General features: G+C 59.0%; 11 protein-coding genes. 8 read left to right on the plus strand and 3 right to left on the minus strand.

Annotation, left to right across the window (positions count from 1 at the left end; all coding sequences use genetic code 11):
* The first annotated feature begins 72 nt into the window (after positions 1–72).
* From O7A60_RS19075 to O7A60_RS19100, 6 genes are all read left to right on the plus strand, one after another.
* Positions 73–1,407: a tyrosine-type recombinase/integrase gene (locus O7A60_RS19075; protein WP_337107549.1), complete on the plus strand. Its 1,335-nt coding sequence runs from the start codon at positions 73–75 to the stop codon at positions 1,405–1,407.
* On the plus strand, positions 1,404–2,180 hold the full coding sequence (locus O7A60_RS19080) for a hypothetical protein (RefSeq protein WP_337107550.1): 777 nt from the start codon (positions 1,404–1,406) through the stop codon (positions 2,178–2,180). Before O7A60_RS19075 ends, O7A60_RS19080 begins: the two co-directional genes overlap by 4 nt.
* Positions 2,181–2,239: 59 nt before the next feature.
* Positions 2,240–2,431, plus strand: a complete 192-nt coding sequence (locus O7A60_RS19085) for a helix-turn-helix transcriptional regulator (protein ID WP_337107551.1) — start codon at positions 2,240–2,242, stop codon at positions 2,429–2,431.
* Positions 2,432–2,809: 378 nt separating this feature from the next.
* Positions 2,810–3,190 carry a DUF6074 family protein gene (locus O7A60_RS19090; RefSeq protein ID WP_337107552.1) on the plus strand — a complete coding sequence of 127 codons (381 nt, stop codon included), beginning with the start codon at positions 2,810–2,812 and terminating at the stop codon, positions 3,188–3,190.
* Positions 3,191–3,291: 101 nt separating this feature from the next.
* A complete protein-coding gene (locus O7A60_RS19095) occupies positions 3,292–3,513 on the plus strand; it encodes a hypothetical protein (RefSeq protein WP_337107553.1) in 222 nt (73 codons plus the stop codon).
* A 757-nt stretch (positions 3,514–4,270) separates the two neighbouring features.
* Positions 4,271–4,876 carry a hypothetical protein gene (locus O7A60_RS19100; protein WP_337107554.1) on the plus strand — a complete coding sequence of 202 codons (606 nt, stop codon included), beginning with the start codon at positions 4,271–4,273 and terminating at the stop codon, positions 4,874–4,876.
* Positions 4,877–4,936: 60 nt separating this feature from the next.
* On the opposite strand, the gene O7A60_RS19105 is transcribed toward O7A60_RS19100, so the two are convergent.
* From O7A60_RS19105 to O7A60_RS19110, 3 genes are all read right to left on the minus strand, one after another.
* On the minus strand, positions 4,937–5,494 hold the full coding sequence (locus tag O7A60_RS19105; RefSeq protein WP_337107555.1) for a recombinase family protein: 558 nt from the start codon (positions 5,492–5,494) through the stop codon (positions 4,937–4,939).
* Between the two features lie 512 nt (positions 5,495–6,006).
* Complete coding sequence (locus tag O7A60_RS31975; RefSeq protein WP_415926836.1) at positions 6,007–6,222, minus strand: SLOG family protein; 216 nt, start codon at positions 6,220–6,222, stop codon at positions 6,007–6,009.
* A gap of 41 nt (positions 6,223–6,263) precedes the next feature.
* The gene (locus O7A60_RS19110; protein WP_337107556.1) at positions 6,264–6,515 is read right to left on the minus strand and encodes a helix-turn-helix domain-containing protein; all 252 of its coding nucleotides are present in this window, start codon (positions 6,513–6,515) and stop codon (positions 6,264–6,266) included.
* A 122-nt stretch (positions 6,516–6,637) separates the two neighbouring features.
* Between O7A60_RS19110 and O7A60_RS19115 the strand changes: the two genes are divergently transcribed.
* Together O7A60_RS19115 and O7A60_RS19120 are read left to right on the plus strand one after the other, a co-directional pair.
* Positions 6,638–6,862, plus strand: a complete 225-nt coding sequence (locus O7A60_RS19115) for a hypothetical protein (RefSeq protein WP_337107557.1) — start codon at positions 6,638–6,640, stop codon at positions 6,860–6,862.
* An 87-nt stretch (positions 6,863–6,949) separates the two neighbouring features.
* Positions 6,950–7,369: a hypothetical protein gene (locus O7A60_RS19120; protein WP_337107558.1), complete on the plus strand. Its 420-nt coding sequence runs from the start codon at positions 6,950–6,952 to the stop codon at positions 7,367–7,369.
* Positions 7,370–7,723 lie beyond the last annotated feature (354 nt).

The following is a 7,723-nucleotide window of genomic DNA, read 5'->3' on the forward strand; positions in this document are numbered from 1 at the left end:
TGGTATCTCGGGGTAACGCATCCTAACAGCCGATATGCGTTACCCTCTGTTACCCTTGAGAGGCAAAGAGCGATGGCGACAGCCAAGGTGCTGACCGCGGAGGCTGTGAAGTCTGCGAAGCCTGACCCGGACAAGCGGATTGAACGCCCGGATGCCGCGCTACCGGGGCTCTATCTGGTCATCCAACCGAGTGGCGTAAAATCGTGGGCACTCCGATATCGTTTTGCCGGCAGCCCGAAGAAGCTGACCATCGGGCCTGTCCTGACCGAACGCTCGGAGCCTGCAGGAGGCGAGTTGCCGCTTGGGGCGGCCATGACGCTGGTAGAGGCGCGCAGCGCGGCCAGGACTGCGCTCCAGGCTATTGCGGAAGGCAAGGACCCGTCGCAGGCGAAGAAGGTTTCGAAGGCGCTCCAGGCCGTTGCCGGCGACAAGGATACGGTGAAGGTGCTCGGTGAATCGTTCATCGATCGCTATGCGAAACCGCGCAATCGTTCATGGGCAGAGGTCGAACGTCAGTTCAAAGTGGAGATCAATCCGGTCTTCGGAGATCTCCGGGCGAAGGATATCACGAAGCGGCAGGTGCTGGACCTTCTGGACGGCATCATCGACCGCGGCTCACCGGTGACAGCGAACCGGGTGTTTGCTTCCTTGCGCAAATTCTTCTCTTGGCTGGTCGATCGGGACGTGATCACCGCCTCGCCTTGTGCCGGCGTGAAGATGCCGACGGCCGAGAAATCTCGGGAACGGACCCTTTCCGATGACGAGCTGCGGCTTTTCTGGAAGGCAACCGGCGCCCTCGATTACCCATTCGGCCCCATGTTCCGCCTTCTACTCGTGACAGGGCAACGTCGGGAAGAAGTGTCGGGCATGACCCGGAAGGAAATTGCCTTGGGCGCCGACGCCGTTTGGACATTGCCAGGTGGGCGCGTCAAGAATGGCATCGAGCACACCGTGCCTCTCTCGACGATGGCCACTGAGATCATCGAAGGCTTACCCAAAATCGGCAAGAAAGGCTTCGTCTTCACCACGACCGGCGACACCCATGTCACGGGCTACAGCCGATCGAAGGACCGGCTGGATGCGAAGATGCTCGAGATAATGCGCAGCGATGCGCAGGAGCGTGGGGAAGACCAAGAGGCGGTCAAAGCCATCCCGCATTGGACGCTGCACGATTTGCGCCGGACGGTGGCGTCGCGGCTTGCTGGCCTCAACATAAACTTGCCGGTGATCGAGAAGCTGCTCAATCATGTGTCGGGCACTTTCGCCGGCATCGTCGGGGTATATCAGCGGCACGAGTTCAAGGATGAAAAGCGACGGGCAATGAATGCCTGGGCTGATTATCTTCTCGCACTTTTCAACGATCATCCAGCCACCAACGTCGTCCAGATGAAGGCGGTCACAAAATGACCGCGGCTCTAGACCGTTCTGAACTTCTCTCACACACGACTTCCGTCCGAAAGCTGGATCAGCCAGCACAGGACCGCTTGGTCGATCTAGTTGGTCTGGCTATCGTCCGTTACCACGATGGCTGGGGGGAATTTTACGACGAGGAGAGTTCCCGGTTATCCCGCGCTCTAGAGCATCTCGATCGGGCGCTGGCGGCGGTGTTGGTGAAGGCGTGGTCCTTTCGCGATCAGGAATTTGCCCCATTCACCGATGAAGCAGGCGCGTATGCTTGGCTTCAAGGCGAAGGGCCGAACTCGGACGATCCGGAACCCTATGGGCATTTCGATCGCGAAAATAACTGGAAGGTGCGCAGCTTGTGGGAGGTCCGGCGCCAGATCGATGCCGAGCTCGGTGATCTCATGGCGTGGGACAGGGCTCGGTGGAAGCAACATTGGAGTTCGCCGCCGATGACGACATCTCGTCTACCGGTTAATTTGCAGGAGATGATCTTCGATTTCTGCCAAGTGTGGCACGACGTGGTTGACGAGACACTCGGATTACCACGCCGCGATCCGAACCCAACCAATCCTCTGTTCCGCTTCGTCGACTATTGCCTTTCGATAGCCCTAGGCGACCAGCGACCAGCGCCTAAAACTGTCCTCCAATTGATATCCCGCCACCTCCGGCCAGCCATTGAAGCCGAAGACGAGCAAGACCGCAGGCGAAAAGAGAAGCGAGCCGAGTTCGGTGTGGACTCCGAAGAGCCTCCCGTTGACTGGGAAAATCCACGGTGACGAAGGCGCGAGTGGTCAATAGATAGTTAGGCACTGTAGCAAAACAGGGCCTAACCATAATGGACAATTCCTACCTCACGGCCAAGCAAGTGCTGGCCCGCTATCACATCACAGACATGACACTGTGGCGCTGGCTGGCGGATGACGCATTGGCGTTTCCTAGACCAATGACCGTCAACCGCAGGCGCTACTTTCTCGAAACCGATCTGGTTGCTTGGGAGCGCGCGCGTGCTGCCGCGAAGGCGGCATGAAAGCGTTTGATGCGATCGCGACCATCACGACTGGACAAGACATCGCCGGCACAAAATCGACAACATCGACAGATCTCCGTGCAGTGGAACGCTGGGCACGAAAGTGCCTGAAATTAGGCATAAACTGCGGGTTCATCGAGCCGTTGCCCTGCGAAGGATGCGGCGCGCGCGATGTCTTGGCCCCCAGGCGTGACCTAGACCGTCCTCTGGCCGTCGCTTGGCTCTGCGCTCGCTGCGAGCCGTGCCCGAGGCCCGTCCACATCGCCATGCTGGCGCCTGCCGGTGTGGGGGTAGCCGAGCGTGGTGGGTTTGGGGTCAAGGCCCCAACCGGGGTGAGACCCCTCGTACTCGCGACAAACCTTCTGAGGAAGCAACATGATGAAACGTACGGACGCAGATTTACATACGCAGTCCCTGCCGCGCATACGCCTCTGTACATACGGAGTCCCTGCCACGGCCGACGTGATTCCGTTGCCGATCGATCGGGAGATCCTGTTCATCCGGCAGACTGCGCGCATCGTAGAGCGCCGGCAGGGCGAACGTGCGGAGCGTTTCTGGAAGACGGAATGCAATCGGCTCTATGCCAGGCTACAGGTTCAGGGCTTGGCCGACGCTGAGATCCGGGTTGAGATCAATCGCTTTGCCGTCGCGGTCTCTGACGAGATGCGGCGCCCTCGACGGCAGATGATGCTGGCCGAGCCGACTCTTGGCGCGGCACAGTCATTCGGAGGCCAGGTGACGGATGCTCTCATCCGGTAGATGTCCGGGCGCCGGCATCGGGGCCGAACAAGACGAGAAACTCGGCGCTATCTCTGGCCGAGCCTCAAGCCGCGCCTTTCATTTTGGAAGAGGAGAGCTACGTGAGACTCCGTGATATTCGTGAATTCCAGGCCCGAAAATTCCTGATGGAGCGCGGTTGCGCCTCGGCCTTCGATCTCGGAACAGCCGCCGTTGCTGGCGAGCCCAAACTCCATGCGAAGGCGCGGGCTGGCATCGGCCTCGCGCTTGGGGTGCATTTCGTCCAACGAGGTTTCGCTCGAGTGACCAGGTTCAACCAATTCGAATGGGTGTCATTCACCTAGCGCACCTGCATTAAGCCCTCCGACAGGCCACGAAGCGGGAACATGACCGCCCACGGGCCGCTGGGCAAAAACACCCTCCCACGGAAGTGTGAAAAACACCGTGGTGCGCGTTTGTATGTCCGCGCGCACCGCGCCGCCAGTAAGGTAGCATCAGTAGGATCGACCGGCTGACCCCGATCCGCCCAGACAATTTGGCATAGCCTCAACACCTGGAATCTGGAGACATGCTGCGTCTCTCGTCCGACTCGTCCGAAGTGACAGAACGACTGAAAGCCCATTGCCCCCTGCAAAGGGGGTAGTGCGCCCGCTGAACCGATCTGAACCGAGTGACAGACACGTGATGCCACCAAAAGCTAGGGAAGTGCCTGCACTAGCCGACCACAACAAAAGCAGGTCAAGTACTGCTGCTTGGCTGGCCGATCACCTCCTCGAAAGTCTGAACACAATCCCGCACAGTCTGCTTCGGCCCTCAACAATTGCCTGAACGCTTGCTAGCACCCCTGCATTTGGCTGGATCTAACTGAAATGTCTGCAAGCCCTTCTGCAATCCTTCTGTCCGAATGAAGGGCTCTTCGATCTCTGCCTCGGTCGGCTGGTTGCCTGAAGAAGGCACTGCCGAGCAAATCTCCATAGCGCACGGCGGCAATTCCTTCTGAAACGAGCTCCCCATCGGCCTCCTTGTCACGGTTTTTAATGTGTACAGGGCTCAGATTTGCTCCGAGTTCCCACATTGTTTCGGGAAAATCGGAGGCGGGTGATGGGCGGCGCAGGATCGGAAAATCGGTGGGGAGACGGAGCACGCCAGAAGTGCGAGGACCTACTCGATCTTCGTATTTCGGTCTTGCGCAAGAACGGCCTGCTCGAGACGGGGCGCCGCGGTAGTTTGGTGTGGAACGTCGGCGGCCGAGCTTGCGCTTCGATCGAAACGTTTATGAATGGACAGTTCCTGGAGCTTACCTACTACCGCCGCGAATTCGCCCCGGAGTTGCGGCGCGTGCATGAGATCATCCCGCTTGAAATCACGGAACAACCTTTCGGCGGCGAGCGCCGTTGGTTCATTTGCCCCCGCTGCGATCGACGCTGCGCAGTTCTTTACGCTGGCGAGGGATTCAGTTGCCGATTGTGTTTGAACCTCGGCTATCGTTCCCAGTATGAAGACCCACGTTTCCGATTTCTGTCGAAGGCCCGAAAATTGCGCCAACGGCTAGGGGGATCCGGCAACATGATGCTCCCTTTTCCGGACAAGCCACGCGGAATGCACCGAGCTATGTTCGAACGGCTATATGACAGGGGACGTGCTTTGGAGCAGGCGGGCCTGCGTGCTCTGGCCAGGTCATGCTTGCACGGTTTCTCGCAACGGTGATTAGCGACAGTTGCCCGGCACCGTTGGGTACGAGAGAGGGACAGTTGGACGCACCCCTCTCTAATTCGACAATACCTTCTGTACCGCCGAGGGCGAGCAGCCTGCCTCTTTAGCGATCTTACGGACCGACAGCCCTTCGGCCTTCAGCTTGCGAATGCGGTCGTGATCCAGCGTCACCGGCCTTCCCGTGCTCCACGGCTCTCCCTTGGTCTCGGCCTTAGCCTTTGCCTTCGCGATGCCCTCCATCTGGCGCTCTTTGCGTAGAGCGGTCTCAAACTCTGCAATACTGGCGAGGATGCCAAACACCAGCTTGCCGGTGCGCGTGGTGGTGTCGAGCGACGCATCGTCCAGCACCTTGAAGCCCACGCCCTTTTTACCGAGCGCCTGGACGATCTGGTGAAGGTGCGCCGCCGACCGCGCCAGTCGGTCAACCTTAGTCACAGCCAACACGTCGCCCTCCCGTACAAACCCTAAAGCGTCCGCCAGGGCCTTTCGCTCTTCGTCCAGCCCTGAACGCTTCTCGCTGTAGACCTTCTCGGCACCGGCAGCCTTCAGCCGCTCGACCTGGGTCTCGTGGTCCTGCCCAACGGAGCTGACACGCGCATATCCGACAATCATGTGTGCACTTTCCTCTAAGAGATTTGCTGCACATCACTTAGTGGACGAATAATGCACATGTCAATAATGATGTTCACTAACGCAAACCTTTGTGCACACGGATGAAGAGTGTGGCCCCCGAGTTGGCGCCCTAGGGAAGAGGCGACCAATGATCGACTGTACGTCTACGGAGTGGCTCTGGAGCGGGCTTCGTACGTGCCTTTGCCGCGACGACCGACAAACTGCGGGCCGGTCACCGTGGTAGGCCGCAACGTGTTCACCGGAGATAGGCCAACTAAGCTGCTCAAGACGACTGGGTTTGTCCGGCAGGCGTAGAAATAGCCGCCTCTAAGATCAGGCCAGCCTAATAACGGAGATTTCAAGGCTCTCAGCGTGGGAGCACGTGTGCCATTCCACCACCACCAGGGATTCCGACCACCAGATCGGGCTTACCCTCGCGCAGCATTCGTTCGCTGCGGATCAGCGCGGCATGTCTGCCTTGGCCCTTCCAGTCGGCCGGAAATACCAGCAGTTCAACGCCTCGCACGCGCCCATTTGCCGCAATACGGTCCGCCCCGCGCGTCTCCCTCGATGCCTGTGTCGAAGCGAAACTGGGCATGAAGACGATCAAGTTCAGCATAGATCAAAGCGGCGTCCGTAAATGCCCGACCGCCGCAAACCAGTACCTTCAAAAAGGCGCAGTCCGTTAGCTTGCCCGTTTGTTCCGAACGTAGATTGACCGGATGCAAGCCGGCGGCAAGGAAAGATCGGTAGCGCTACACGGTGGTGCTCACCGCTTTGTCCGGTCGACCGCTTGGATCAGGCGCATGACCTCGTGCGGGTCGAACCCAATTACCTTCGCTAGATCGAGGAATTCAACGAGATCGATTCGACGATCGCCATTTTCTATGTTGGCAATGAAAGGCTGATGACGATCGAGAGCCTTGGCGACAGCTGCCTGCGTCAATCCTGCCAGCTTTCGCCTCTCGGTCAGCAGTTCAGCAAGTCGCCGATGGCGATCCGAATGCAGGGTTTTGGCCATCCGCTCGTCGAGCAAATTTCGCTTCGACGTTGCGGTAATCCGAATTTCGTATTATCCAAAAAATGGATTTTTTTCGAGGGGCTGAGAAGCCGGCCAGCCTCAGTCCTGTTGGTGTGTCGACGATGAAGGCTGATGAGCGGAGAACCTTCTGGCTGCACTACTGGGCCTTCTTCGGAAAGTCGATGGCGGGTTGGCTGGTCATCGTCTGCATCGTGCCGCTGGTTGCCGACACCTCGTTGATATCGGCATTCTCTTTCGCAAGCGGCTTCGTGGTATGGGCGGCAATGGCCGCGGTGTGGTCGATTGACCCTGCAGAGAATGCCGTACGGCTCTCTCGGAGCAATTAAGCGCGAATCCAAACGCGGGTTCAATTTGAGGCAAGCCGGATCCGGTCCATAAGGTAAGTAAGATCGAATTTTCAAAAGTAGAAACCCATGTCCCGTATGACTCCCCAGCAAAGGATTGCACTGGCGCGAAAACTCGAGAGCCGCGCTGCATCGGGGGAAGGCCTGAGCGATGAAAAGAGGACCGAGCTTCGCCGAGCGGCGAACAACCTCCTCGCATTGAACAAGATGGAAGAGGCCAAGCATCGCCGGATTTTCGAAGAAGCTTCCGAGGTACGCTGGCCGGAGGTGCGCGGCGAACTCGGCTATCGACATATGGTGCACCTAGCGGACGTTTTCGAAGGATGGGCATTGGACAGCCGGGTGACGCCTGAACGCACAGCCGAGCTTGCGGGATGGGCAGGGTCGATGCGCGAATTGGCGAAGGAAGTTGGGTCGACATGGGATCCCCCAAGACCGGCGGGTACACTCTCCCTCGTCGGATTTATCGGTCGTATGATGGACGAGTAGAGCAAACGGTCAAATGTGGACCTTCGGAATGTGCGTCGGGGTACCAAACGTTCATGGCTGCTTTGCGCCGCGATCCCGGCTGTTGACGGTGCAAGCTGAGACCCTGTCAGCCGCCGGCCGCTTCGGTGGGCTCGCGGGACGTCACACCTGCCTCGGGTGCAAATGGGACAGAACGGACCGAGAATCGCCATTCGCCGGGGTCAGCACCCGATGGGATGCTCGGATCTGGGGACCCGCCTATGAGACTGAGGAAGGGCTGATACGCCGGCAACCTGTGGACTGGCGTTAGCGATACCGAGACGCGAGTTGGGCGCCGCGACCGGCATCGAACAGGGCGCGATTTGCGTCCGCGAC

The sequence above is a fragment of the Mesorhizobium salmacidum (SeqCode) genome, from assembly GCF_037179605.1.
Classification (GTDB): domain Bacteria; phylum Pseudomonadota; class Alphaproteobacteria; order Rhizobiales; family Rhizobiaceae; genus Mesorhizobium; species Mesorhizobium salmacidum.

Bases quoted from the DNA above. Each gene is read 5' to 3' on its own strand.
- O7A60_RS19075 (WP_337107549.1), top strand. From the start codon at position 73: ATGGCGACAGCCAAGGTGCTGACCGCGGAGGCTGTGAAGTCTGCGAAG.
- O7A60_RS19080 (WP_337107550.1), top strand. From the start codon at position 1,404: ATGACCGCGGCTCTAGACCGTTCTGAACTTCTCTCACACACGACTTCC.
- O7A60_RS19085 (WP_337107551.1), top strand. From the start codon at position 2,240: ATGGACAATTCCTACCTCACGGCCAAGCAAGTGCTGGCCCGCTATCAC.
- O7A60_RS19090 (WP_337107552.1), top strand. From the start codon at position 2,810: ATGAAACGTACGGACGCAGATTTACATACGCAGTCCCTGCCGCGCATA.
- O7A60_RS19100 (WP_337107554.1), top strand. From the start codon at position 4,271: ATGGGCGGCGCAGGATCGGAAAATCGGTGGGGAGACGGAGCACGCCAG.
- O7A60_RS19105 (WP_337107555.1), bottom strand. From the start codon at position 5,494: ATGATTGTCGGATATGCGCGTGTCAGCTCCGTTGGGCAGGACCACGAG.
- O7A60_RS19110 (WP_337107556.1), bottom strand. From the start codon at position 6,515: ATGGCCAAAACCCTGCATTCGGATCGCCATCGGCGACTTGCTGAACTG.
- O7A60_RS19115 (WP_337107557.1), top strand. From the start codon at position 6,638: ATGAAGGCTGATGAGCGGAGAACCTTCTGGCTGCACTACTGGGCCTTC.
- O7A60_RS19120 (WP_337107558.1), top strand. From the start codon at position 6,950: ATGTCCCGTATGACTCCCCAGCAAAGGATTGCACTGGCGCGAAAACTC.